The following is a 24,126-nucleotide window of genomic DNA, read 5'->3' as shown; positions in this document are numbered from 1 at the left end:
AAAGCGAATCCTGTGATGGCCCTGCCGAAGTCCGTCTCCTATCCGCTGCCCACGGACCTGCCGGAGAACACCGTCGACTGGACGATCGACCCGCGGCGGGCGGTGCTGCTCGTGCACGACATGCAGGAGTACTTCGTCCGCGCGTTCGACCGCACGGCGGATCCGCTGGCAACGGTGGTGCCGAACATCGATGCGATCCGGCGGTCGGCGTACGAGGCGGGCATTCCCGTCGTCTACACCGCCCAGCCGGGCGATCAGGATCCGGCCGAGCGCGCACTGCTCACCGACTTCTGGGGCCCCGGCCTGGCCGACGACCCGGCTCTGACGTCCGTCGTCGCCGAACTGGCGCCGCGCGAGGACGACGTGCAGCTCACCAAGTGGCGCTACAGCGCGTTCATCCGCACCGACCTGCGGGAGCGGATGCGCGTGTGGGGCCGGGACCAGCTCGTCGTGACCGGCGTCTACGCCCACATCGGGTGCCTGAGCACCGCGCTGGACGGCTTCATGCAGGACGTGCAGGTATTCGTCGTCGCGGACGGGGTCGCGGACTTCTCCCGGCGTGAGCACACCGAGGCGCTGCAGTACCTTGCGGCGCGATGCGCTGCTGTGGTGCCGACGGCGGATGCGGTGCGGCGCCTGCGGACCGGCGCCCTCTCCGTGTCCGGGTGAGCGGCGGTCACACGCCGACTTCCAGCGGTCGGATGCGGGCCGCGAGCGCGGCGTATCTGCCGTCGCGGGCGAGCAGTTCGTCGTGGCTGCCTTGTTCCACGATGCGTCCGTGGTCGAGGACGACGATGGTGTCGGCGTCGCGGACGGTCGAGAGGCGGTGTGCGACGGTGAGGGTCGTGCGATCGCGGCGGGCCGCGTCCAGGGCGGCCTGCACCGCGCGTTCGGTCTCGTTGTCGAGGGCGCTGGTCGCCTCGTCCAGCACCAGGATGCGCGGGTCGCGCAGCAGGGTGCGGGCGATGGCGAGGCGCTGCTTCTCGCCGCCGGAGAAGCGGTGCCCGCGCGCCCCGACGACGGTGTCGTAGCCGTCCGGCAGCGAGCACAGCAGGTCGTGGATGTGCGCGGCGCGCGCGGCCTGCTCGATCTCGGCGTCGGTCGCGTCGGGCTTGGCATGCCGCAGGTTCTCCCGGACCGTGGCGTGCAGCAGGTACGTCTCCTGGGAGACGACACCGACCAGGCTCGCGATGTCGGCGAGCGGCAGGTCGCGTACGTCGACACCGTCGATCGTCACCCGCCCCGACGTGGGGTCGTACAGTCGTGCGACGAGCGACCCGAGAGTTGTCTTCCCCGAACCGGTCTCGCCGACGAGCGCGACGTGTGAACCCGCGGGCACATCGAGGGTGATGCCGGCGAGCGCGTCCCGGTCGGCGCCGTCGTAGCGGAAGCGGACGTCGTCGAACCGCACGGCACCGGCGACGCGTTCGAGGTCCAGGTCCACCGGTTTCGTGGGTTCGCCGATCTCGACGGAGAGGTCGAGGTACTCGAAGATTCGGCTGAACAGCGCCAGCGACCCGGTGACGGAGACACCCACGTCGAGCAGGCTCATCAGCGGCCGGAACAGGGTGGCCTGCAGACCGGTGAACGCGACGAGGGTGCCGATGGTCATCCCGCCCGACGTCGCGGGCAGGCCCGCGACGAGGTAGAGCAGGGCGGGGATGGCGGCGAAGACGATGTTCATCGTGGCCATGCGCCAGCGCCCGGATAACTGGGAGCGCACCTCGAGGTCGGCTAGTTCGGTGGAGGTGCGGGCGAAGCGCTCCGACATGGCCGGCCCGGTGCCGAGGGTCTTGCCGAGCAGGACGCCGCTGAGCGAGAGGCTCTCCTCGATCTGGGTCTGCATGTCGGCGAGCCGGCGCTGGCGCACGGTGGTGATCTCGCGGCGCATCAGGGCGACCTTGCGGGTGAGCCAGATCGCCGGCGGCAGCACCAGCAGGGACAGCAGCGACAGCCGCCAGCTGAGCACCGCCATCGCAACGGCCGTGCCGACGACGGTGGTGACATTGGAGGCGATCGAGGTCGCCGTGGAGGTGACGACGTTCTGCATACCGCCGATGTCGTTGGTCAGCCGGGACTGGATCTCCCCGCCGCGAGTACGGGTGAAGAAGCCGAGGGACTGCCGCTGCAGATGGTCGAACACGCGGGTTCGCAGGTCGTGCATGACGTGCTGGCCCACCGTGGTGGAGATCCATGTCTGCACCACGCCGAGGATCGAGGCGACGACGGTGACGGCGAGCATCGCGCCGACCGCACCGAACAGCAGCGGCACGTCCTGGTCGGGGATCGCCTGATCGATGAGGGTGCGGACGAGGAACGGGTTGGCGAGCGTGATCACCGACGACACCACGATGAGCGCGACGACGAGCGCGACCTGCCAGCGGTAGGGCGCGAAGAGCGCGCCGATGCGGCGCACGCTCACGGGCGACTCCTCGAGCTGGGCGCGGTCGCGGGGGTCGGGCTTGGCGGGGCGCATCGGCCCCGGCCCGCCGCCCGGCGGAGGCTGCATCATGCCCATCACCTCCTTCGTGAGGCAGGAAACGTACTTGTTGAGGTTGCCTCACTAAGAGGCAACCGTCAAGTGAGGTATGATCCGCATCATGTCCGACGTCCCCACCGACCCGGCGCTGCGCGACCTGCTGATGACCGCCACCCGCACGCTGCGCCGCCGCTGGCACGCCACCCTGGGTCCGTGGGACCTGTCCCCGCACGAGCACCGCGCGCTGCACGTCGTCGGACATTCTCCCGAGCCGCTGCGCCTCGGCGACGTCGCCAAGTCCCTGCGCATCGCGCCGCGCTCGGCGACCGAGGTGATCGACCGGCTCGAGACCCGCGGCTTGACCCGCCGCGTAGCCGACCCCGCCGACCGTCGCGCCGTATGCGTCCACCTCACCGACGAGGGCCGCCGCATTACCGCCGAACTCGATGCCGCGCGCGACGCCGAGGCCACTGAGTTCTTCGCCCACCTCGACGGCCCCGAACGCACCGAACTCGCCCGCCTGCTCAGGAAGCTCGCCGACGGGTGACTGCCGCGACGAGCGGGAGCTTGTTGCGGCATCGCGCGAGTGGCGTCGCCGACATCCTCCCGTTCGCCGCGAGAACCCCCCGCTCGGATCTCACGTTCTCCGCCCGGCAGGCGTCTACGAAATAGGACTGCCCCGCGGGAGGAGAAATCATGACCGCTCGGACCGACTCGCTCACCGCGCGGGTCGAGGCTCAGGACTGGCCGGCGCTCGTCGCCGAGCTCGACGCGACGGGGTGCGCGCAGACCGGGCTGCTGCTCACCGCGGACGAGTGCGGACGTATCGCCGCGATGTGGGACGACGAACGCCGCTTCCGCAGCACGATCGACATGGAGCGGCACCGCTTCGGTAAGGGCACCTACCGCTACTTCGGCGATCCCGTACCCGAGGGCATCACCCGGCTGCGCGCGGCGTTCTACCACCGGCTGCTGCCCGTCGCACGGGACTGGGCGCAGCGGCTCGGCGATCCGGCGCCGTGGCCCGACGAGTTCGGCGACTGGCTCGACGCCTGCCACGCCGCGGGCCAGACCCGGCCGACGCCGATCCTGCTCCGCTACACCGCCGGCGACTGGAACGCCCTGCACCGCGATCTCTACGGCGACCTGGTGTTCCCGCTGCAGGTGGTGATCGGCCTCGACCGACCCGGCCACGACCACCTCGGCGGCGAGTTCCTGCTCGTCGAACAACGCGCCCGGGCCCAGTCCCGGGGCACGGTCACGGTGCTGCAGCAGGGTCACGCCTTGATCTTCACCACCCGCGACCGGCCCACCCGATCCACGCGCGGCTGGACCCGCTCCCCCGTCCGGCACGGGGTCAGCACCGTGCGCGCCGGCGTCCGTCACACCCTCGGCCTCGTCCTGCACGACGCACGGTGACCTACTACACGCTCGTCGGGAGCGACGGACATCCCTACCTCAGCGCAGCCCCCGGCACCCTGGGCGGACACCGCCGCGGCCGGATCTACGGACGACTCGACTGCCGCGCGGCACGGCGGGCAATCGCGCGCGGCGGCTACGTCCAGGACCGGGTCTTCTTCGCCGGCGAATGCGACGCCGTCGCAGCCGGCTACCGCCCGTGCGCGGTGTGCCTGCCGGATCGCTACCGGACATGGAAGGCGAACCGAGCCGGATGAGCGACGGTGCGCCTTCTGCGCCGCGTATCCGCCGAAGCGGTGCCCGTCGGCCCGGACGCCCCCCACGGCACGCCTCCGCAGAGGTCGAATTACATTGTGATGCATTCCGATTCACACACCGAGGAAACCGATACCCGTTCGTCCGGTAATCGACTGCCCGACAGTCGTTTCGGAGGCATCACCCATGGGTCGATGCCACCTCGCGGGGACTCCATCCCGGCCCGGGAGCGGGCAGCGGCATACGACACGGTGCGGCGGCGCTTTCCGGCCCGCCCGGCGACCGTCGTCGGCAGGTGCCCGGTTGGGTAGCATCGAGGCCATGAGCACGGAGGCCCGCCCCCACTCGGCCGGGGCCGAAGCCGGGTCGTCGAGGGCGACGGCCGACCCCCTCGCCCTCGACCGTCAGGTCTGCTTCGCCCTGTCCGTCACCAACCGCGCGGTGCTCTCGGTGTACCGGCCGGTGCTCGAGCCGCTCGGCCTGACCCACCCGCAGTACCTGGTGATGCTGGCACTGTGGGGGGACGCGCCGATGTCGGTGAAGGAGATCGGCCGGGCCCTCCAACTGGACTCGCCCACCCTGTCCCCGCTTCTCAAGCGGCTCGAGTCGCTCGGTCTGATCACCCGCACCCGAAGCCCCCAGGACGAGCGTCAACTGGTCGTCGACCTCACCGACGCGGGACGTGCACTGCGGAATCGGGCGGAAGCGGTGCCCGAAACGGTGGTGCGCCGGCTCGGGGTGAGCCTCGCCGAGCTCGAGGAACTGCACGACGTGCTGACCCGCATCAATGCCGCCGCGCTGCGCGCCGGCGCCCTCGATCAACACTAGGCACGCGAGCCCCGGGCGCCGATCGACGGATCCACGCTCCCACCATGCGGGAACCCGCAGGAGAAAAATTACGGAAGGGTAACGAACTACCTCTCGGTGCACATCGAACGAATCGGACGGCCGCCCATTGGGTACGCCGGAACGGTTGTCCGAACGAAGGGATGTGTCTTGAGACCCACCGGCGATACCGACGTGCACTCCGAGGTCCGACCCGGTCATCTGCGGCGCGCGATCAGCGCCTCGGCCATGGGCAACTTCACCGAGTGGTTCGACTACGGCGTCTACGCCTACACCGCCACCTACATCGCCGACTCGTTCTTCCCCGGCGACCTGGAATCGGCCACGCTGCTCACCCTGGGTGTCTTCGCCGTGTCCTTCCTCGTACGTCCGCTCGGCGGGCTGGTGTGGGGTCCCCTCGGCGACCGACTCGGACGCCGCCAGGTGCTCGCGCTGACGATCATCCTGATGGGCACCGCGACCGTCCTGCTCGGCGCCATTCCCTCGTACGCCTCCATCGGCTTCTGGGCACCGCTGCTGCTGGTGCTGCTCCGCATGATCCAGGGCTTCTCCACCGGCGGCGAGTACGGCGGCGCGGCGACCTTCATGGCCGAGTACTCTCCCGACCGTAAGCGCGGGTTCTTCGGCAGCTTCCTCGAGTTCGGCACCCTCGCCGGCTTCTCGTTCGGCGCGCTCATCGTGCTGTCCATCGACCTGGTCTCCACCGACGCGTTCATGAGCACATGGGGCTGGCGCCTGCCGTTCTTCGTCGCCGGACCCCTCGCCCTCATCGGGCTGTACCTGCGGTCGAAGCTCGAGGACACCCCGGTGTTCCGCGAACTCGAGGCCGAGGGGGAGGTCGAGCAGGACACCGGCACGCAGTTCAGGAGCCTGCTCTCGCAGTACTGGAAGCCGATCGTGACGCTCATGGGTCTGGTCGTCGCGCTCAACGTCTGCAACTACACCCTGCTGAGCTACATGCCGACCTACCTCGAGAACCGCATCGGTCTGTCGAGCACCGCCTCGCTGTCCCTCGTCGTCATCGGGCAGCTTGCCATGATGGCGGTCATCCCGTTCGCGGGCTCGCTGTCCGACCGGATCGGCCGCAAGCCGATGTGGCTGATCTCGATGGGCGGGCTGCTGTTGCTCGCGATCCCGATGTACATGCTCATGGCCGTGAGCTTCGCCTGGGCGATCGTCGCCTTCACGGTCCTCGGCCTGCTGTACGTGCTGCAGCTGTCGACCATCTCGGCGACCTTCCCGGCCATGTTCCCGACCCACGTGCGCTTCGCCGGCTTCGCGATCGCCTACAACGTCTCGACGTCGCTGTTCGGCGGGACCGCCCCGGCGGTCAACGAGTGGCTGGTGGAGCGGACCGGGAACGACCTCGTCCCCGCCTTCTACATGATGGGCGCGTGCGTCGTCGGTCTCGTCGCGTTGTACTTCGTGGCCGAGACGGCCGGCGCGTCCCTGCGCGGGCGCGGGATACCCGGCGTCGACACCGAACCGCATCCCACCGCGATGGCGAAGGCCTGACTCCGAAACCCCTTTCCGGAAGGCTCTTTCGACCGAGGCGCCCGGTACGCAACCGTCCGGATCAGGTCGACCCGACGGCGCTGGTCATCGCGGCACGTAAGGCGACGTCGCGCGGATCGTTTCGGGACTTGCCCATACGGTTGCAGACGTACCCGTAGCCGATCCCGGCGTCCGGATCGGCGTAGCCGAAGGAGCCGCCGGCACCGGGCGCGCCGAACGACCGGGGCCCACCGAAAGACCAGTCCGGACTCGGGCGCATGAAACCGAGGGAGAACCGGATGTCCCCGAGCACGCACGCGTCGTGGAATCCGTGTCGGGGCGGCACCGGCGGGGCCGTCAGTTCGTGCAGCGTGTCCGGGCGCATCCCGAGTTCGGCACCGCCGGTGGCCAGGACACCGTAGGTGTGCGCCAGGGCGCGTGCCGTGCCCACGCCTCCGCCGGACGGCGCCTCCAGATCGCGCGCGTAGATCGTCTCCGGGTCCAGTGCCACGAGCGTTCCCGGATTGGCGACCAGCGAGCGGTAGAACACCGACCGCTTGTTCAGGAACGCCGGAAACAGTCGCGGCGACAGCTCGGCGATGTTCAGGAAGGGATTCCGCATCACGAGCGGGGCAAGCCGGGTGTCGGGAACGGAGGCCGGGAGGCGGATGTAGAACTCCAGACCCAGCGGCGTCGCGATCTCGTCCTGGAAGACCTGCCCCAGCGTGCGATGCTGCGGGTCGACCCGGCGAACGAGTTCCCCCTGATAGAAGCCGAGGCTGATCGCGTGGTAGGCCTGCCGCTCCCCCGGCGCCCACTCCGGTCTCTGGCGGGCCATGATCGCGGCCAGCCGGTCCGGATCGGCGATGACCCCGGCATCCACCGGTTCGTCGAAGCCGAACAGCCCGGCCTGGTGGGCCAGCAGTTGGCGGACGGTGATCCGTTCCTTGCCGTTCTGCGCGAACTCGGGCCAGTAGGTGCAGACGCGCTCGTCGAAATCGAGCCAGCCGCGGGAATGGGCCAGCGCGACGGTCACGGCGGCCATCCCCTTCGTGGCGGAGAAGACCAGTGCCATGGTGTCCCGCTCCCACGGTGCGCGGGTCGCCTTGTCCCGTACTCCGCCCCACAGATCGACCACCTTCTCGCCGCGGTAGTAGACGCAGCAGGCGGCACCCAACTCCCTACGGCGGGAGAAGTTCTCGGCGAACGCCTGCCGCACGGCCGTGAAGTCGCCGCGCGCGTATCCGTGAATCCCCGGGTGCAGGGACATTCGAGCGGACACGGTCGTCTCCTCTCGGGTGGTGCGGCTGGTTACCGGCGGTGCGGCACCGGACCGCGCGCGTAGCCGATCGTGTGCGGCAGGCCGACGAGCGACTCCCCGGGTCACCGTCCCCGGACAGTCTCCCGCGCCCGGGGGACGAGGGCAATGCAGTTGCGTGCCGGGGCGCCCGTCGCGCACATGTCCGCCGCATCAGGGATGAGGCAGGATGGTGCGGTGACCGATTCCTCCCCTTCTCCGGAGACCCTGCTCGGCGCGCGCGGGCGTTCGTCCGCCCGCGCGCTCGTCCTCGTCGGCTCGCTCGTCCTGGCCCTCGCCGTCGGCATCCTGTGGCTGCGGTCGAGCCAGGGGATCAGCGCATCGGCATGGCGTGGCGACGAAGTGGGCCCGGACGATCTGGCCGGGTGAGTCCGGAGGATCCGGTCTCAGCCGGCGCTGCCCCCGGCCTCGGCCAGCGCTGCCCGCACGGTCTCGGCGGTGCCGTCGAGCACGGTGCGGTTCGGGGTGCGTGGCACGGCCCGCAGACCGAAGCCGTCGCCGCGACGACGCGGAACGACGTGCAGGTGCACGTGGAACACTTCCTGGCCGGCGGCGACGCCGTCGGCCAGGAAGAGGTTGACCCCGTCGACGGGAAGCGAACTCGCCCGCAGCGCGGTCGCGATGCGCCGGCCCGCGTCGAACACCTGCGCGCCGTCCTGCGGAGCGAGGTGCGCGAGGCCGGATGCGTGGCGCTTGGGGATCACCAGCAGGTGCCCCGGCGTGAACGGACGAATATCCATGAACGCCAGCACATCCGGCTCGTCCAGCACGATGCTCGCCGGCGCGGCGCCGGCGACGATCGCGCAGAACACGCAGTCGCTCACGCACTCTCCTGAACGGGCGCCGGCCGCCGGACGCCTTCGAGGAGCTGCAACAACTGCGCCTGCACCTCCGGTCGTTCCCGGACCGGGTCGTCGCTGTGGGCGAGGTAGAGCATGGCCTCCTCGACGGCCGCGACGATCATGTGCGCCAGCGCCGACGACTGCGGGGCCGGCTCGCCGCTGCGCCGAGCGATGGCCCGCAGCGCGCGCTCGGTGATCATGATGGTGTTCTTGCGGTGCCCCTCCCGGACCTCCGCCCAGCCCAGCACTGCGGGAGCCTCGATGAGCAGCAGTCGCCGGATCGCCGGGTCGTAGACGACGTCGAGCGAGGCCAGCACCGCGGCGGTGAACGATTCCCACGGATCGCTGCCCTCGATCGCCGCGAGCGTCTCCTCGGTCTCCACCTGCATCCGCTCCACGACACCGCGGAACAGATCCCGCTTGTTCGCGAAGTGATGGTAGAGCGCCCCGCGGGTCACGCCCGCGACGGCGACGATCTCCTCGGTCGCCGCCGCGGCGTACCCGTCGCGGAGGAACACCTCCGTCGCGGCGTCGAGCAGCGCGGCTCGCGTCCGCACCGCATCTCGGATCCGTACGGCATTACCCGGCTTCCCGGCCAACATCTTCTCCCCTGCATTTCGGCTACCCCCATCTGACAAATCCCCCGGCAGCCCTTTCCCGGACGATCCCTACAGGATCGGCGCCGGCGCGTACTTCGCGGCGTCCGGGTACTGCTCGACGAGGTCCTGCACCGCCGCAACGACGGTGGCGACCTGCGCCTGTGCGGCACCGACGAACGCCGACCGGTCGGCCAGCGCGGCGTCGAGAGCCGCTCGATCCAGTGGCAGCCGCTCGTCGGCGGCCAGCCGGTCCAGCAGGTCCGGCTCGCGGCCCTGCTCGCGCATCGCCAGTGCCACGGCGACCGCATGCTCCTTGATGACCTCGTGCGCCGTCTCGCGGCCCACGCCCGCGCGCACCGACGCCATCAGCACCTTCGTGGTCGCCAGGAACGGCAGGTAGCGGTTGAGTTCCTTCTCGATCACCGCCGGGTAGGCACCGAACTCGGCGAGGACGGTCAGGAACGTCTCCATCAGGCCGTCGAGGGCGAAGAATGCGTCGGGCAGTGCGACGCGCCGCACGACCGAGCAGAACACGTCGCCCTCGTTCCACTGCGCGCCGGCGAGCTCGGCGGCCATCGACGCGTACCCGCGCAGCACCACCTGCAGGCCGTTGACCCGCTCGCAGGAACGGGTGTTCATCTTGTGCGGCATCGCGGACGAGCCGACCTGGCCCGGCTGGAAGCCTTCGGTGACGAGTTCGTGCCCGGCCATCAGGCGGATGGTGTGGGCGAACGACGACGGCCCGGCCGCGACCTGCACGAGCGCGGAGAGCACGTCGTGGTCCAGTGAACGCGGATAGACCTGGCCGACGCTGGTGAGCACGTTCGCGAAGCCGAGGTGCTCGGCGACCTTCGTCTCGAGCCGCGCGAGCTTGTCGGCGTCCCCGCCGAGCAGGTCGAGCATGTCCTGCGCGGTGCCCATGGGGCCCTTGATGCCGCGCAGCGGATACCGGGCGATCAGCTCGCGCAACCGGGTGAGCGCGATGAGCAGCTCGTCGGCGGCGGACGCGAACCGCTTGCCGAGCGTGGTGGCCTGCGCCGCGACGTTGTGCGACCGGCCCGCCATCACCAGCGGCGAGTACTCGGCGGCGCGTTCGGCCAGCCGCGCGGCGATCGCGACACCGTGGGCGTGCACGTGCTCGAGCGAGCGCAGGATCTGCAGCTGCTCGACGTTCTCGGTGAGGTCGCGGCTGGTCATGCCCTTGTGCACGTGTTCGTGGCCGGCGAGGGCGTTGAACTCCTCGATGCGTGCCTTCACGTCGTGGCGGGTGACGCGCTCACGCGCCGCGATGGACTCGAGGTCGACCTGCTCGAGCACGCGCTCGTAGTCGGCGAGCGCCTCCTGCGGAACGTCGATACCGAGCTCCGCCTGCGCCCGCAGGACCGCCAGCCACAGCTGGCGCTCGAGCACGATCTTGTGCTCCGGCGACCACAGCGCTGTCAGGTCCGGGCTGGCGTAACGGGTGGCAAGGACGTTCGGGATGCGACTCACAGGACGTCAGTTTACGGCGCCCCGTCACGCCTCCTGTTCGGCAGGCGGTGCCACCCCCTCCAGGACGCCGGGCAGGATGCACCGCGCGAGGGCCCGCGGATCGGGGTCGAGATCGCTGAGCGCGCCGAGCACGGCACCGTCGACGACCGCGACGAGCCGCCGCAGCTGTGGCTCGTGCACCGACCGTCCGCACCGTTGCAGCAGGTCTGTGAGCAGCTGCTCGATCTGCGCGCGCAGCTCCTGCTGGACGTCGCGCAGCTCGGGGTGGCGGGCGGTGGCGACGCACCGCTCGTAGCGGGCGATGAGACGCTCGCGTTCGATCTCGCCCACCCCGCCGGGCCCGACGAGCAGGTCGACGATCAGGTCCGCGGTGGACTCGGGTCCGCGGTCGCTCGGGGGGACGCACTGCACGCGCGAGCGCATGACGTCGAGTTCACGCCGGCCGTTGTGCTGTACCGCGCTCGCGACGAGGTCGTCGAGGGAATGGAAGTAGTACGTGGTGGAGGCGAGCGGAAGTCCGGCCCGGTGCGCGACGGCGCGGTGCCGGACGGCATCGATCCCGCCCTCGAGGATCAGGTCGGCCGCCGCCGCGACGAGCGCCTGGCGGCGCCGTTCGCCCTTGGGGGTGGCTGCGATCGACACCCTTGTCATGGTGCCAGTCCCCGTGGTCACGCCTGAGGGAAACGGCCCGAATACTCGCAGGTAGGACCAATCTGTCGGGTTTCGTCACGATCCGGGTAGCCAGGTGCGCAGCCGTTCCAGCGCCTCCTGCACGTCCGCGGTGGCCCCGGCGAAGGACAGCCGGACGGTCCGATCGCCGTGCGCGGTGTCGAAGTCGACGCCCGGCGCGAGCGCCACCCCGGTCTCCTGCAGCAGCCGAGCACACCAGCGGGTGGAGTTCTCGCCGTCCGGGAGCAGGTGGTCGATGTCGGCGTAGACGTAGAAGGCACCGTCGGCGGGGGCGAGCTCGGTGACACCCAGCTCCGGCAGGCCCCGGAGCAGCAGCTCGCGGTTGGCCGCGTACCGCGTGACGTGTCCGTCGAGCTCGGCCCGGGCCTCCGCGCCGAACGCATCGACGGCCGCGTACTGGGAGATCGCCGGCGGGCACACCGTCATGTTGGAGGCCAGGCGCTGCAACGGCGGGCGCAGTCCCTCCGGTACGAGCATCCAGCCGAGCCGCCACCCGGTCATCGAGAAGTACTTCGACACGGAGCCGATCACCACGGCGGCGCGGGAGGTCTCCCACGCGCAGCTCGTGGCGGGTGCACCGTGCGTTCCGAACTCGATGCCGTGGTAGATCTCGTCGGAGATGAGCAGCGCGTCGTGGTCGTCGCACCAGCGGGCGAGCGCGGCCAGCTCGGCCGGCTCGATCATGGTGCCGGTGGGGTTGGCGGGGCTGGCGACGACGAGTCCGGCGATCGGACCGTCGAGGGCCTCGAGCATCTCGACGGTCGGCTGGTAACGGGTGTGCGGCCCGCAGTCCAGCTCGACCACCCGGCAACCGAGGGCGGCGAGGGTGTTGCGGTAGGCGGGGTAGCCGGGCCGGGCGACGACGACCGTGTCGCCGACGTCGAAGGCAGCCAGGAACAGCAGGGTGAACGCCCCGGAGGATCCGGTCGTGACGACCACGTCGTCGGCGCCGACGTCGACGCTGTAGCGGTCGCGGTGGTAGCCGGCGATCGCCTCGCGCAGCGGCAGGATCCCGAACGTCTCGGTGTAGCCGAGCAGCTCGTCGTCGAGGGCACGATGGGTGGCGCGCAGCACCGGGGCGGGTGCCGGCGTGGACGGCTGACCTGCCGCCAGGCTCAGCACGTCGCCGTGGCTGCGCTGCCGCTCGGTGGCCGCCTTCCACACGTCCATGACGTGGAAGGTCTGGATCCGGGATCGTCGGGATTCGAAGCGCACGACCTCAGACGTTAGCCGCTCGCGCTCGCCGGATGTCCGCCGGTGGGCGTGCACCGACCCACCGTCGCGACGTCGGCTCGTTCGCCGGACACCCGCGCGCCGAACAGAGCGCGCCCGTGTCCGGGCACCGCGCGGATGCGTCCCTAGGACGGGATCGCGATGCGTCCCTCGACGGCGGCGAGACCGATGTCCTTGCGGAAGTGCCCACCCGGCAGCTTGATGCCGGCGAGCGTGGCATACGCCTCGTCGCGGGCGGCGGAAAGGTCGGCGCCCGTGCCGACGACGCTGAGGACACGCCCGCCGGCCGAGACGACCGCACCGTCGGCGATCCTGGTGCCGGCGTGCAGCACTCCCTGCGCGTCGGCGCCGGTGACCACGTCGCCGGTGCGGGGGCTGGCCGGGTAGTACTCGGCCGCCAGCACCACGGTGACGGCGGCGCCGTCGCGCCAGCGCAGCGGGGGCAGCTCGGCCAGGGTGCCGGTCGCGACCGCGTTCAGCACCTCCCCGAGCGGCGACTCGAGCAGGGCGAGCACGGCCTGGGTCTCGGGATCACCGAAGCGGCAGTTGAATTCGACGACGGCCGGGCCGTCCTTGCCGATGGCCAGACCGGCGTACAGCAAACCCGTGAAACCGCATCCCCGGCGGACCATCTCGGCAGCGACGGGCTCCACGACGTCCGCGACGATCGTGTCGACCATGCCCTGCGGCAGCCACGGCAGCGGCGTGTAGGCGCCCATGCCGCCGGTGTTGGGGCCGGTGTCGCCGTCGCCGACGCGCTTGTGATCCTGTGCGGGCAGCAGCGGCACGACGGTCTCGCCGTCGACGAGACAGAACAGCGAGACCTCCGGGCCGTCGAGGAACGATTCGAGCAGCACGGGGTGCCCGTTCTCGAGGATCTCCGCGGCGTGGTCGCGGGCGGCGGCCCGGTCGGTGGTGACGACGACGCCCTTGCCGGCGGCGAGCCCGTCGTCCTTGACCACCCAGGTGGGGCCGAAGCGGTCGAGCTTCTCGTCGAGATCGGCGGGATTGTCGACGACCTCGCTGTGCGCGGTGCGGACCCCGGCGGTCTTCATGACGTCCTTGGCGAACGCCTTCGAGCCCTCGATGCGGGCGGCCGCCGCGGACGGACCGAAGCAGGCGATGCCCGCGGCGCGCACGGCGTCGGCGACACCGAGGACCAGCGGCACCTCCGGGCCGATCACCACGAGGTCGACGTCCTGTGCCTTCGCGAGCGCGACGACGTCCTCGGCGGACGCGGCGTCGACCGGAAGCTGTTCGGCGATCCGGCCGATGCCGGCATTGCCGGGCGCTGCCAGCACGGCCGTCACGCCGGGATCGCGGGTCAGGGCCAGGACGAGGGCATGTTCACGGGCACCGGAGCCGATAACGAGTACGCGCACGCAGGACAGGTTACGGGACCGGTCCGGGGCCACGGACCGACGCATCGGCGCCCCACGGCCGGGACGGACGACGGGACCGCCCGGTGCTACCGGGCTGCTCCCGCGTCCCGTCCCGTTCCCTCGACCGGGCACCACACCAGGTCGGCGCGATCACGGGTCCGCGCGACGGTGCGCGCGTTGGGCAGGTCGACCGTGCGTACCCACTCGGTGGCCTCGGCGGCGGTCGATCCGGTGGCCCGGTGGCGCCGGGCGAGGCGGGACTCGAGCTCGTCGTCGGGTGCGTCGAGGTAGACGACGAGGTCGAGCAGCGGGCGAATGCGCTCCCATCCGCCGTCCGCGAGGAGCAGGTAGTTGCCCTCGGTGACGACGACGCGGGTCTCGGGGGTGATCTCGTGGAACGCGGCGATCGGTTCGTGGAGGCGGCGCGAGTACTCGGGTGCGTGAACGGTCTCCGTGCGGTCGTCGCGGATCCGGCGCAGCAGGGCCGCGAATCCGGCGACGTCGAACGTCTCGGGCGCGCCCTTGCGGGATCGGGTGCCGTGGGCGTCGAGCCGGTGGCCGGACAGGTGGAAGCCGTCCATCGGAGCGGCCGCGGCGGCGATGCCGGCGTCGCGCAGGAGGTCGACGAGCAGGTCGGCGGCGGTGCTCTTGCCGGCGCCGGGTGGGCCGCAGAGCCCGACCACGCGGCGCTCTCCCGCCGCGACGGTGCCCAGGTGGCGGTCGATCAGGTCGGTGACGAGCGCGCGCAGCGGTCCCGTCCGGGACGGCGGCGGCGACGGCATGCGACGAGGATACGAGAGGCGCCGGCTGCGGCGGTCCGCCTATCCTCCCCGGTATGGCTTCCGTGTTCAGCATGATCATCGCCGGCGACCTGCCGGGCCGGTTCGTGTGGCAGGACGACGACGTCGTCGTCTTCCTGACCATCAACCCCGTGAACCAGGGCCACGTGCTCGTGGTGCCGCGGCAGGAGGTGGATCACTGGCAGAACGTCGACGACGAGCTGTGGGACAAGGTCCACAACGTCGCCCGCATCATGGGCCGGGCGGTGTGCTCGGCGTTCGGCGCGCCGCGCGCGGGACTGCTCGTCGCCGGCCTCGAGGTGCCGCACCTGCACCTGCACGTCTTCCCCGCGTACGACCTCGGTGACTTCGACATCAGCAAGGCCGAGAAGGACCCGTCGCCGGAGTCGCTCGACGAGGCCCAGGCGAAGCTGAAGGCCGCGCTACGGGAACTCGGGCACGCGGACCACGTCCCCGCCTGACCCTCCGGTCCCCGGTGGCACCGGTGCCGCCGGGTCGTCGAGGAACTCGGTGAAATGCGCCCACGACGTGCCGCGGGCGGCAAGGCCGGCGAGCAGTCCGAGGTGGCTGCCGGGCACGACCTCGAACCGCACGTGGGGCGATCCGGGCAGCACCCGGCCGATCGCCTCGACGGCCGGGACGGGTGCGAGCACGTCGTCGCTGCCGGCGAGTGCGAGCACGGGCACGGTGACGTCGGCGAGGTCGATCGTCCGGTCCTCGAACCGGACCCGGCCCGTCGCGAGTTCGTTCGCGACCGTGAGGCGCATCGCCATCTGATGGAACAGCCGGCCCGGGTAGCCGGGCATGTCGGCCTGGAACCGGTCGATCGCCTCCATCCGGGCGAGGGTGCCGGCGTCGGCGAGGTTGCGGGCGACGAACCACGGCCGGGTCAGTTCGCGTTCGAGGGCGGTGGCCCGGTAACCGAGCTGCACCAGCGGGGCGGGCACGCCCCCGAGCAGGTGGGTCACGGCCGTGAGGGCGGGCTCGCCCACTATGCGGCCGAGGTGCCGGGCCGGCCCGAGGAAGGGGATGCGCTCGTAGTCGATCGGCGTGCCGAACGCGGTGATCGAGCGAATCGGCAGCCCGGGATGGGCGGCCGCGGTGAGCAGGCACAGGGTTCCGCCGAGGCTCCAGGCGGCCAGGTCGACGTCGCGACCGCCGCACAGTTCGGCGACCCGCTCGATCGCCTCGGGCACGATGTCGTCGACCCAGTGTTCGAAACCGAGATGCCGGTCGGAGCGGTCCATGGTGCCGAAGTCGAGGACGTGGACGTTGCGGCCGGCCTCGACGAGATGCTGCACGAGACTCTGCCCGGGCCGCAGGTCGTAGCAGCGCGCGGGCGCGGCGAGCGGCGGCACGAGCAGGACGGGGGCACCCGCGTCGGACTCACCGTAGCGGCGCAGGGTACGGTGCGGTCCGTCGGCGACGACGACGGACGCGGTGGCGTGCCGCGGTTCGATTCCGTCGCCGACGAACAGCGCCCAGGCGTTGCGCAAGGCGCGCTGCGCCGTCCCCGACAGTCCCACGACGTCTCCTTACTCGAAAGTCAGTTACGTCACCGTAGCTCAGGGACGGACCGTCACTCCACCGGGATCCGCGGGATCAGCACCCGGAACGTCGACCCGGCGCCCGGCGCGGAATCCACCTCCACCCGGCCGCCGTGGGCCGTCACCAGCGCCGCGACGATCGACAACCCGAGACCGCTGCCGCCCGACGAACGGGCACGCGACGCGTCGGCGCGGTAGAAGCGCTCGAAGACCCGGGCGCGGTCCGCCTCGTTCAGGCCGGGGCCGGTGTCGACGACCTCGAGCACCGCGTCGGGTCCGGCGGTGCCGACCCGGACGGTGACGTGCGCGCCGGCCGGGGTGTGGGTGAGGGCATTGGTGACGAGATTCCCCAGCACCTGCCGCAGCCGCGCGTCGTCGCCGAGCACCTCCGGGGTTCCGGGACCGTCGAACACCTCGAGCTCCACAGTCCGCTCCGGCGCGACGGCCCGCGCATCGTGCACAGCATCGGCGGCCAGCGCGAGCAGGTCGACCGGGTTCTGCTCGAGCGGCCGCTGGGCGTCGAGGCGGGCCAGCACGAGCAGATCCTCCACCAGCAGGCCCATCCGCCGGGACTCGCTCTCGATGCGGCCCATCAGCATTGCGGTGTCACTGCTCGCGCCCTGACGGTAGAGCTCGGCGAACCCGCGGATCGTGGTGAGCGGGGTGCGCAACTCGTGGCCGGCGTCGGCGACGAACCGGCGCATCTTCTCCTCGGATCTGCGGGCGGATTCCTCCGACGCCGCCGTCGCCGCGAAGGCTTCCTGGATCTGGCCGAGCATGCCGTTCAGCGCCACCGACAGCCGCCCGACCTCGGTGCGCGGGTCCCGCTCGGGAACCCGCCGGTGCAGATCCCCGCCCGCGATCGCCGCCGCGGTGTGTTCGACCTCCTTCAGCGGACGCAGACTGCGCCGCACCACGAAGTACCCGGCCACCCCGAGCACGAACAGCACAGCGGCGCCGATACCGATCTGCAGCACGACGAGCCGATCGACGGTGTCCTCGATCGAGACCAGGGTGACACCGACGGTGGTCACGATGCCCCCGGCGCTCTGGGTCGACACCACCCGCCAGCGCACGTCGGACCCGTCGGCGGAACCCACGGTCTGCGGCTCCCACACCGGCTCACCGGGCAGCGCCGGCGACGTGGACTCGTCGTTGACGACGAACCGCTCCGACCCGTCGGGGCCGACGACCCGCACATAGAACGGGCTCGGCGGCCGGTTCGAACTCGGGGCATCCGGCGGCGGTAGGTCGCGGCCGGCGCCGGGCGGCTTGGCCCACGTCCGAGCCGCGGTGTGCAGGTCCTGATCGGTCCGGGCGAGCAGCGAACTCTGCAAGGCGGACGTCACCGCCACCCCGGACGCCAGCAGTCCCAGCCCCGACAACGCCACCAGCGCCGCGACCAGCGTCAGCCGCAGCGGCAGCGGCCGTATGCGGCTCACTCCCGGTGTTCCCGCATGACGTATCCGACCCCGCGCAGGGTGTGGATCAACGGGGTGTCGCCGGTGTCGACCTTGCGCCGCAGATAGGAGACGTACGACTCCACGACGCCGACCTCCCCGCCGAAGTCGTAGCTCCACACGTGGTCGAGGATCCGCGGCTTGCTGAGAACCGTGCCCGCATTGACCATGAAATACCGCAGCAGGGTGAACTCGGTGGGTGAGAGCGACACCGGCCGGCCGGCCTTCCACACCTCGTGGGTGTCGTCGTCGAGTTCGATGTCGGCGAAGGTGATGCGGGCCGAGCGTTCGTCCGCGGAGACCTTTCCGGCCCGTCGGAGGATCACCCGGAGCCGGGCGATGACTTCCTCGAGGCTGAACGGCTTGGTGACGTAGTCGTCCGCGCCCAGGGTCAGGCCGGACACCTTGTCCTCCACGGCGGTCTTCGCCGTCAGGAACAACACCGGCGCGGCCGAACCGTCGGCCCGGAGCCGGCGCAGCATCCCGAACCCGTCCATCCCGGGCATCATGACGTCCAGGATCACCGCGTCCGGCCGGAACGCCCGGGCCCGGTCGAGCCCCTCGGCGCCGTTGCTCGCCGTCTCGACCTCGAAACCCTGGAATTTCAGGCTCACCGCGAGCAGTTCGACGATGTTCGGCTCGTCGTCGACGATCAGGATCCGGGCCTCGGGGGTCTTGTCGGTCACGGCGCCGATTCTCCCGGAGACCCCTGGCATGCCGCTGCGAGAAACCTGGGAACTTCCTGTACGGCCGGCCCTGCCGAATCCGGACCGTCGGGGTGCGGCGATCGGGGATCATGGACGTGTCCGCATCGTGAGGAGCCGTCCGTGTCGCCGAGGTGGGTGCACCGCGGGGCGGCGTCGGCCGCCGCCGTCGCCGTGTCCCTGGCCGTGGCCTGCCCGCCCGCGGCCGCGGAGGAGGTCGAGGTCTCGTTCGGGATCGCGTGCCGGGTGCGGTCGGTGATCGACGTCGACGAGCTGCTCGGATCGTCCGCGACGGTGGACGCGCCCGCCCGGGTCCGTCCGGGTGAGCGGTTCAGCTACCGCATCCAGACGGCCCCCGTCGCGTATCCGGACTCGAGCCGCGGCGCCACCACCCGCAGCGTCTCCCGACTGAAGAACGACTTCGCGATCCCCGCCAACGCGACGTTCGTCGACGCGGCGGTCGTGCCCGGAACCGCCTTCAACCTGGACAACGTGCCGCCCGGCGTGCTGCGGGTGAACGAGGACGGCGTCCCCGACCCTGCGGGCACGATCCTGCGCCTGTCCGGGAACAACGAGGTCATCGGCAACAGCCCCACATCCGGCACCGAGGGCGAGGCCGGGATCCGGGCGCCCAAGACGCAATTGCAGCTCGACGGCACCCCCAGCCCCGTCGGCGACAGCTGGTTCCGGCTCCCCGCGGTGGAGGTGACCATGATCGCGGGCGACGCGGGCGTGATCACGCCGATGCTCCGCACCGCAGGCGCCGCGGGCCTGGTCGACGACGACGCCAACTACAACACCTCGCTCACCCAGGCCACGTTCCTCGGCTCCACCCAGTGGGGACCGACACGCTGCTCGCCGCGGGACACGATGACCGGGCCCCTCAACGCCGGCGCCGGTCCGCTCGCGGTCATCACGATCTCCGACGTCGCCGAGGTACCCGCGACGGTCACCGTCGATGCCCCGGAGGTGGTCGACGACGGCACGGTCGTCACCCTCACGGCGACGGTGACGCCGGACGTCGAGGGCGGCACGGTGCTGTTCCGGGACGGCGGCACCGACCTGGGTCCGCCGGTGGCGGTCGTCGACGGCCGCGCCACCGTCGAGCATCGCCTCTCCGGCGCCGGAAGCCACACGATCACCGCGGTCTACTCCGGCGCGCCCGGCGCGGCGGGCGCGACCTCCGAACCCGTCGCGGTGACGGTGCCCGGGTCCGGGAACGCACGCGGCTGGTGGATCGCGGCCGGGGTCGGAGTGGTCGCCGGGGTGCTGGCCGTCGCCGTCCTCGCCCGCCGTCGGAGGCGCTGATCCGGCCGGACACGCCCCGCACGTCCACCATGTTGTCGGCGCGTGATGCTATGACGGGACGAAGACAGCCATCGCGAAGGAGGTCCCGCCCATGACGTGCCGGGCGTGCCGATCCGATCTCGACCACTGTCACGGCACCCTCGTCGTGCACGCGACGACTACCGTGGACTGCACCGATCCCGACTGCTTCGACACCTCCCGGGTGCGGCACGTGCTGGTGATCGACTGCTCCGAACTCGCTCAGCGCTGCGACTGCACCGAGGTGTACGCCCGGGTGGGCGCGCGCCGCGTTTCCTGAGGACCCGCGGCGGCTCGTCCCGCCGAGCCGCACTGTTGCGCCGGTTACAGTGACAGGCATGAGTCTGGCGTCCGCGCTCGCGTTCCCCGTCCGTCTCGGCTTCGCTGCGGCGGACTCGGCCCTCGGCGTCGCCGAAGGCGTCATCGGGACCGTCCGGCTGGCGGTCTCCCCCCAGACGTACGCGGGGCTGAACGCGGTCGGCGTCGCGAGCCCACGGGGACCGCTCGGCCTGCTGCAACAGGTCTCCGTGCTGGCCGCCGACGACCGTCCGCTCGGCCAGGCGCTGCGTCCCGGCGGACCGCTGGACCGCCTCCTCGCTCCCGGCGGACCGGTAGACCGGCTCACCGCCCCCGGCGGCCCCCTCGACCGGCTCCTCGAACCCGGCGGTGCCCTCGACCGGGTGACCGCGCCCGGTGGTCCGCTCGAGAAGGTCCTCGCCGAGGACGGAGCCCTGGACCGCCTGCTGTCGAGCGGCGGCCTCCTCGATCGGCTCACCGCCCCCAGCGGCCCACTCGAGCGTCTGCTCGCCGAGAGCGGACCCGTCGAACGGCTCACGGCTCCCGGAGGGATCGTCGACGTCGCCCTCCAGCCCGGTGGTCTGGTCGAGCGGGCCCTCGAGCAGGGCGGGGTGCTCGACACCCTCCTCGCCGAACAGGGCGCCCTCGAACGCCTGCTCGCCAAGGGCGGTCCGCTCGATCAGATCGTGTCGCTGTCCGAGACGCTGGTGCAACTGACCCCCACGATCCATCGGATGAGCACCAGCATCGACGTGCTGCAGGAGACCGCCGAACTCCTCCGCGAGGCGGTGGGCCCGCTGGGCGATCTCGCGGGCAAGCTGCCCGGCCGGTGGCTGCGCAGCGGCTCGGGTGGCTCGGCCAACAGCGGCAGGCACGAACTGCGCGCGCCGGACTGATCCCCTCACTCCTGCAGATCCGTGACGGCCCGGAACGTGCCGTCCATATGGAACGGAGTGGACTCGTGCTCGTGGGCGATCCGCCACGACCCCTCGACGCGGCGTAGACCGAACGTGACGCGGAACCACAGATCGAAGCGCGGCCCTCCGTGCTGGGTCGCTCCCAGCCGCGACAGTGCGTGACAGAACGCGACGTCGCCGGCCGTCTCGACGTGCAGGTCCTTCACCTCACAGTCGAGAGGGCCGTCGAACCCCGCGAACCACGATGCCCAGACCTGCGGAGCGGGAGCGGTCTTGCGCAGCGGCGGTGCCAGGTCGAACACCGTCGCACCGGGGACGTAGCACGCGGCGAGCCGATCGACGTCCTTGGCGTTACGAGCCGCGGTGTGCTCCTCGATCAGCGCACGAACCCGTTCCTCGTCCGGAGACTCGTCCGTCTCGAGGACGGCGAGGATGTTGCCCGCCGGGTCCCGGAACCACGCGATCGGCGGGCCGACCCGACGGAAGATGCCCCTGTCGTCGACCCCCTCGTAGCGCTCGAACCGGACACCGCGAGCGGCGAGTTCGTCCACCACCTTCTCGAGGTCGCGAACGGGAAAGTCGAGGATCGTGTAGGTGGCCGGAGTGTGGTCCTCCTTCGGATAGATCAACGTGTCGCGTCCGCCGTCGAGGTGCAGGTGCAGCATCCCGTGCTCCTCCGACACGGAGATGCCGAGTACGTCGCCGTAGAACTTCGCGGCCGCCGCCACGTCGTCGACGGCGAAACTGGAAAAGGAACGGTCCAACATGGTGCTGACTCCTCACTGCGAACGATGCCGTACCTGTTCCGACCACCGAGCGGCGGCAAACTCATCGGCCGAACGGTGACTTTCTCCCCTGATGCGGACCCCGACGCGGGGTTAGCGTGGAAGACGGTTCCGACCGAGGGGAGGTCGCCATGACACCGGTCCACCCGCGCTCCCCGGTCGCCGCCCGGCGATTCGGGTATCTCGTCGCGGTGCTCCTCAACGCGGTGGTGCTGTATGCCGCGAACGTGTGGCCGGGCTGGGAGGCCGTGCCGTTCCTCACCGAGGACACCCGCTCCGTCATCGGCTTGGTCAACGCCTCGATCCTGGTCAGCCTGGTCGCCAATCTCCTGTACCTGATGTGGGATCCCGTGTGGTTCAAGGCGCTGGGAGATGCGGTCACCACGACGGTCGCCCTGCTGGCGCTGCTGAAGATCTGGCAGGTGTTCCCGTTCGACTTCGGCGAGGCCTCGTTCGACTGGCCGCTCGTGACGCGCATCGTCCTGGGGCTGGGAATCGTGGGCAGCGTCATCGGGATCGTCGCCGCGTTCGTCACCTTCGTCCGGGTGGGTCACCCGTCCACCCGGGAGATCCGGTCTCACTGAACAACACCCCGAGCCGGCGATGTCCGCAAATCGGAGGTCAGCATGGAAGAACGCAACGACTACGACGTGGTCGTCGTCGGGGCCGGCCCCGGCGGGCTCACGACTGCAGCGTATCTGGCGGCGACGGGACGCCGGGTGCTGGTGGCCGATGCCCGCACGCAGCCGGGCGGTCACATGTCCGCCTTCACCCACGGCGGCTACGAATTCGACATCGGACTGCACTACACCTCCGAGGCGCCGGTGCGGCATGCACTGGGACCGCTGGGTGTGGACGTGAGCTTCCGGGAGTTCGATCCCGCGGGAATGTTCCGGCTGCTGAACGGGGATCGCGAACTGGCGGTCCCGAAGGGTATGGAGGCCTTCCAAAACACTCTGTACGAAGCATTTCCGGCCGAGCGACGAACGATCGACGAATTCCTCACCACCGTCGGGCTGCTCACCGAGGAGCTGGAACGGATCGCGGAGCGGCCGCACCTGCGGGAGCTGCCGCAGCTGCCGTGGCGGCTGCGCGGTCTGCTCCGTCACGGCCGCACGACCGCCGGCGGCTACCTGCGTCATCTGCACGCCTCTCCGCAACTCACCACCGCACTGCTCGGTTGGACGATCGGCAGTCTGGCCGTGGCGCCGTCGCGGCTGTCGCTGCCGGTGGCAGCCCGGATGATCCACTCCTACCTCGAGGGCCTGTCGTACCCGCAAGGCGGATCGCGGGTCGTCTCGGAGGGTCTCGCAGAGGTGGTGCGCCGCCACGGTGGCGACGTGCTGCTCGGCACGGAGGTGAGCCGTATCCTTCTCGGCGGCAACAAGGTTCGTGGCGTACGTGTACAGGACGCCTCGCTCGACACCGTACCGGGGCCCGGACGCGAGATACTCGCTCCCGCAGTCGTGTCGGCGGTGGACATCCAGCAGACCTACCTGTCGCTGCTGCCGCCTGATCGTGTGCCACCTCGGCTCCTCCGGCGGGTGCGGAGCTACGAGCTGGCCCTGCCGCTCGCCGTCGTCTACCTGATCCTGGACCGGGACCTCGCCGCCGAGGGCTATCCGAACGCGACCCGTCTCGTCACCGACACGGACGACTTCGATGCCGAGTACGCCGCGCTCCGGGCGGGCGAGCTTCCCCCGGCCACGTCCTCCGGGCTGTGGATCGCGAGCCTCGCCGATCCGGACAACCCCCGGCTGTGCGCACCCGGACAGACCAATGTCCAGCTGATCGGCCCGGCACCCGCACAGCACTCCTGGTGGGGTATCGCGCCGGGAAGCGGTTCGACCCCGCGCTACGACGCGAGACGACGTCAGCTTCGCGACCGGCTGGTGCACTCTGCCGAGCGCACGGTCCCCGGCCTGGCCGATTCCATAGTCCACGAGGAGACGGGGACACCCGTCACCGCCGAACGCTTCATGCACTGCACCGGCGGCGTGTCGTACGGCCCGGCGTTCACCCCGACCCAGACGTTCACCCGGCTCGGCGCGACGGGGCCGGTCGAGGGCTTGTTCCACGCCGGTGCGGGTGTTCGGCCGTCGCACGGGCTGGTCGGCACCCTGTTCGGTGGGACGGCCGCCGCGGCGGCGGTTGCGGGCGTATCCGTCGACGAGTTGCGGGACGCGGCAGCGGCTGGGTGTGCCGCCGCCAGCTGATCGGTTGCGGGCGCCCGCGACGTCAC

26 protein-coding genes are annotated in these 24,126 nt (G+C 71.1%); 13 read left to right on the top strand and 13 right to left on the bottom strand.

The features are described from left to right. Positions 1-15 precede the first annotated feature (15 nt). Positions 16-669 carry an isochorismatase family protein gene (locus tag ACM26Y_RS04415; protein WP_289377523.1) on the top strand — a complete coding sequence of 218 codons (654 nt, stop codon included), beginning with the start codon at positions 16-18 and terminating at the stop codon, positions 667-669. A 7-nt stretch (positions 670-676) separates the two neighbouring features. On the opposite strand, the gene ACM26Y_RS04410 is transcribed toward ACM26Y_RS04415, so the two are convergent. Next, positions 677-2,512: an ABC transporter ATP-binding protein gene (locus ACM26Y_RS04410; RefSeq protein WP_416062746.1), complete on the bottom strand. Its 1,836-nt coding sequence runs from the start codon at positions 2,510-2,512 to the stop codon at positions 677-679. A gap of 76 nt (positions 2,513-2,588) precedes the next feature. Here ACM26Y_RS04410 and ACM26Y_RS04405 point away from each other — a divergent pair, with 76 nt between their 5' ends. The 5 genes from ACM26Y_RS04405 to ACM26Y_RS04385 all read left to right on the top strand — a co-directional run bounded on the left by ACM26Y_RS04405 (position 2,589) and on the right by ACM26Y_RS04385 (position 6,514). Continuing rightward, positions 2,589-3,026 carry a MarR family winged helix-turn-helix transcriptional regulator gene (locus ACM26Y_RS04405; protein WP_102031088.1) on the top strand — a complete coding sequence of 146 codons (438 nt, stop codon included), beginning with the start codon at positions 2,589-2,591 and terminating at the stop codon, positions 3,024-3,026. A gap of 149 nt (positions 3,027-3,175) precedes the next feature. Beyond that, positions 3,176-3,898 carry a 2OG-Fe(II) oxygenase gene (locus tag ACM26Y_RS04400; protein ID WP_102031089.1) on the top strand — a complete coding sequence of 241 codons (723 nt, stop codon included), beginning with the start codon at positions 3,176-3,178 and terminating at the stop codon, positions 3,896-3,898. Next, positions 3,895-4,155, top strand: a complete 261-nt coding sequence (locus tag ACM26Y_RS04395) for an Ada metal-binding domain-containing protein (RefSeq protein ID WP_102031090.1) — start codon at positions 3,895-3,897, stop codon at positions 4,153-4,155. The genes ACM26Y_RS04400 and ACM26Y_RS04395 overlap by 4 nt, the downstream gene beginning before the upstream one ends. Before the next feature lie 319 nt (positions 4,156-4,474). After that, positions 4,475-4,981, top strand: a complete 507-nt coding sequence (locus tag ACM26Y_RS04390) for a MarR family winged helix-turn-helix transcriptional regulator (protein WP_054375319.1) — start codon at positions 4,475-4,477, stop codon at positions 4,979-4,981. A 246-nt stretch (positions 4,982-5,227) separates the two neighbouring features. Then, positions 5,228-6,514, top strand: coding sequence for an MFS transporter (locus ACM26Y_RS04385; protein WP_416063611.1), 1,287 nt, complete (start codon positions 5,228-5,230; stop codon positions 6,512-6,514). Between the two features lie 61 nt (positions 6,515-6,575). Here ACM26Y_RS04385 and ACM26Y_RS04380 read toward each other — a convergent pair whose 3' ends face one another. Further along, on the bottom strand, positions 6,576-7,775 hold the full coding sequence (locus tag ACM26Y_RS04380) for a serine hydrolase domain-containing protein (protein ID WP_416062745.1): 1,200 nt from the start codon (positions 7,773-7,775) through the stop codon (positions 6,576-6,578). 213 nt (positions 7,776-7,988) lie between these two features. Here ACM26Y_RS04380 and ACM26Y_RS04375 point away from each other — a divergent pair, with 213 nt between their 5' ends. Continuing rightward, positions 7,989-8,180 (top strand): hypothetical protein, encoded by a 192-nt coding sequence (locus ACM26Y_RS04375; RefSeq protein ID WP_407040625.1) that lies wholly within the window; start codon positions 7,989-7,991, stop codon positions 8,178-8,180. A 17-nt stretch (positions 8,181-8,197) separates the two neighbouring features. Here the strand turns inward: ACM26Y_RS04375 and ACM26Y_RS04370 are convergent, their stop codons facing one another. From ACM26Y_RS04370 to ACM26Y_RS04340, 7 genes are all read right to left on the bottom strand, one after another. Then, the gene (locus ACM26Y_RS04370) at positions 8,198-8,635 is read right to left on the bottom strand and encodes an HIT family protein (RefSeq protein ID WP_003936776.1); all 438 of its coding nucleotides are present in this window, start codon (positions 8,633-8,635) and stop codon (positions 8,198-8,200) included. Beyond that, complete coding sequence (locus tag ACM26Y_RS04365) at positions 8,632-9,210, bottom strand: TetR/AcrR family transcriptional regulator (protein ID WP_003936777.1); 579 nt, start codon at positions 9,208-9,210, stop codon at positions 8,632-8,634. The genes ACM26Y_RS04370 and ACM26Y_RS04365 overlap by 4 nt, the downstream gene beginning before the upstream one ends. Positions 9,211-9,321: 111 nt before the next feature. Beyond that, entirely contained in the window at positions 9,322-10,743 is a 1,422-nt protein-coding gene (gene purB, locus ACM26Y_RS04360) for an adenylosuccinate lyase (RefSeq protein ID WP_003936778.1), read from the bottom strand. A 24-nt stretch (positions 10,744-10,767) separates the two neighbouring features. Further along, positions 10,768-11,385, bottom strand: coding sequence for a TetR/AcrR family transcriptional regulator (locus ACM26Y_RS04355; RefSeq protein WP_003936779.1), 618 nt, complete (start codon positions 11,383-11,385; stop codon positions 10,768-10,770). Between the two features lie 84 nt (positions 11,386-11,469). Next, complete coding sequence (locus ACM26Y_RS04350) at positions 11,470-12,648, bottom strand: pyridoxal phosphate-dependent aminotransferase (protein WP_416062744.1); 1,179 nt, start codon at positions 12,646-12,648, stop codon at positions 11,470-11,472. Between the two features lie 143 nt (positions 12,649-12,791). After that, positions 12,792-14,048, bottom strand: coding sequence for a phosphoribosylamine--glycine ligase (gene purD / locus ACM26Y_RS04345; RefSeq protein ID WP_003936781.1), 1,257 nt, complete (start codon positions 14,046-14,048; stop codon positions 12,792-12,794). Between the two features lie 86 nt (positions 14,049-14,134). Then, the gene (locus tag ACM26Y_RS04340; RefSeq protein ID WP_416062743.1) at positions 14,135-14,830 is read right to left on the bottom strand and encodes a nucleoside/nucleotide kinase family protein; all 696 of its coding nucleotides are present in this window, start codon (positions 14,828-14,830) and stop codon (positions 14,135-14,137) included. A gap of 53 nt (positions 14,831-14,883) precedes the next feature. On the opposite strand from ACM26Y_RS04340, the gene ACM26Y_RS04335 reads away from it, so the two are divergent. Continuing rightward, positions 14,884-15,309 (top strand): HIT family protein, encoded by a 426-nt coding sequence (locus ACM26Y_RS04335; protein WP_003936783.1) that lies wholly within the window; start codon positions 14,884-14,886, stop codon positions 15,307-15,309. On the opposite strand, the gene ACM26Y_RS04330 is transcribed toward ACM26Y_RS04335, so the two are convergent. From ACM26Y_RS04330 to ACM26Y_RS04320, 3 genes are read right to left on the bottom strand one after another with little or no spacing between them, the layout of a single operon-like run. Then, the gene (locus ACM26Y_RS04330; protein ID WP_416062742.1) at positions 15,271-16,374 is read right to left on the bottom strand and encodes an alpha/beta fold hydrolase; all 1,104 of its coding nucleotides are present in this window, start codon (positions 16,372-16,374) and stop codon (positions 15,271-15,273) included. The genes ACM26Y_RS04335 and ACM26Y_RS04330 overlap by 39 nt on opposite strands. 53 nt (positions 16,375-16,427) lie before the next feature. After that, a complete protein-coding gene (locus ACM26Y_RS04325) occupies positions 16,428-17,837 on the bottom strand; it encodes a sensor histidine kinase (protein WP_416062741.1) in 1,410 nt (469 codons plus the stop codon). Next, complete coding sequence (locus tag ACM26Y_RS04320; protein WP_416062740.1) at positions 17,834-18,571, bottom strand: response regulator transcription factor; 738 nt, start codon at positions 18,569-18,571, stop codon at positions 17,834-17,836. Before ACM26Y_RS04320 ends, ACM26Y_RS04325 begins: the two co-directional genes overlap by 4 nt. Positions 18,572-18,682: 111 nt before the next feature. On the opposite strand from ACM26Y_RS04320, the gene ACM26Y_RS04315 reads away from it, so the two are divergent. The 3 genes from ACM26Y_RS04315 (at position 18,683) to ACM26Y_RS04305 (ending at position 21,078) form a co-directional block, all read left to right on the top strand. Further along, entirely contained in the window at positions 18,683-19,867 is a 1,185-nt protein-coding gene (locus ACM26Y_RS04315; RefSeq protein ID WP_416062739.1) for an Ig-like domain-containing protein, read from the top strand. A 91-nt stretch (positions 19,868-19,958) separates the two neighbouring features. Beyond that, positions 19,959-20,165 (top strand): hypothetical protein, encoded by a 207-nt coding sequence (locus ACM26Y_RS04310; protein WP_054373845.1) that lies wholly within the window; start codon positions 19,959-19,961, stop codon positions 20,163-20,165. 58 nt (positions 20,166-20,223) lie between these two features. Continuing rightward, positions 20,224-21,078 carry a hypothetical protein gene (locus tag ACM26Y_RS04305; protein WP_003936789.1) on the top strand — a complete coding sequence of 285 codons (855 nt, stop codon included), beginning with the start codon at positions 20,224-20,226 and terminating at the stop codon, positions 21,076-21,078. A 5-nt stretch (positions 21,079-21,083) separates the two neighbouring features. Here the strand turns inward: ACM26Y_RS04305 and ACM26Y_RS04300 are convergent, their stop codons facing one another. After that, complete coding sequence (locus tag ACM26Y_RS04300) at positions 21,084-21,866, bottom strand: nuclear transport factor 2 family protein (RefSeq protein WP_416062738.1); 783 nt, start codon at positions 21,864-21,866, stop codon at positions 21,084-21,086. 149 nt (positions 21,867-22,015) lie between these two features. Between ACM26Y_RS04300 and ACM26Y_RS04295 the strand changes: the two genes are divergently transcribed. Together ACM26Y_RS04295 and ACM26Y_RS04290 are read left to right on the top strand one after the other, a co-directional pair. After that, a complete protein-coding gene (locus ACM26Y_RS04295) occupies positions 22,016-22,468 on the top strand; it encodes a hypothetical protein (RefSeq protein ID WP_416062737.1) in 453 nt (150 codons plus the stop codon). 42 nt (positions 22,469-22,510) lie between these two features. Then, positions 22,511-24,100: a phytoene desaturase family protein gene (locus tag ACM26Y_RS04290; protein WP_416062736.1), complete on the top strand. Its 1,590-nt coding sequence runs from the start codon at positions 22,511-22,513 to the stop codon at positions 24,098-24,100. Positions 24,101-24,126 lie beyond the last annotated feature (26 nt).

This window comes from Rhodococcus indonesiensis, assembly GCF_047782815.1.
Taxonomy (GTDB): domain Bacteria; phylum Actinomycetota; class Actinomycetes; order Mycobacteriales; family Mycobacteriaceae; genus Rhodococcus; species Rhodococcus indonesiensis.
This window is presented reverse-complemented; position numbering and strand designations above follow the sequence as displayed.